The 553-nt window shown below is 40.9% G+C and carries 1 protein-coding gene; it reads right to left on the bottom strand.

Annotation, left to right across the window (positions count from 1 at the left end; translation table 11 throughout):
* Positions 1-553, bottom strand: a 553-nt coding sequence (locus tag HNS40_RS22710; RefSeq protein ID WP_172284984.1) for a hypothetical protein, incomplete at both ends; no start/stop codon positions are given.

Genomic DNA, 553 nt, shown 5'->3' with positions numbered 1-553 from the left:
GGATATCTGTATTTTCTCCTGTTTCACCAGTGATGTTTTCAATATAAAGTCTTCCGTAAACTATGAATTCTTCATTGGGTGCTATGGCTCCACTTTCTGGATGCTGGAGGTTGGCCCAGGTGATTTCATCATCAAGTACTGGAGTAGTTACGGTGACTTCTCCATTTACATTTGTTGTTCCATCATAGAATCCTCCATCAAAACCTCCATAAACCATGTCTTGTTCTAAATACTGGAACCTGGTGGCATAATAATAGGTTCCGTCTGTCGAAAGTTCTGCGCCTAAATTGGCGGAATATTCATCATTATCACTATCGGCAACTTCGCCTAAATAACTTGCGGCTACCCAATTCGTCCATGTGTTTGGATTTGTATTGTCAGTGCTATAACCTATCCATGCTTGTATGTCTGCATTTTCTCCTGCTACTTCGGTGATATTTTCTATATACAATCTTCCGTAAACTATGAATTCTTCATTGGGTGCTATGGCTCCACTTTCTGGATGCTGTAGATTGGCCCAGGTGATTTCGTCATCGACTATTGGAGTAGTTAC

Source organism: Lentimicrobium sp. S6 (genome assembly GCF_013166635.1).
In the GTDB taxonomy this organism is placed as follows: domain Bacteria; phylum Bacteroidota; class Bacteroidia; order Bacteroidales; family UBA12170; genus UBA12170.
The sequence above is the reverse complement of the archived record's forward strand: the minus strand, read 5'-3'. Positions and strand labels throughout refer to the sequence as shown.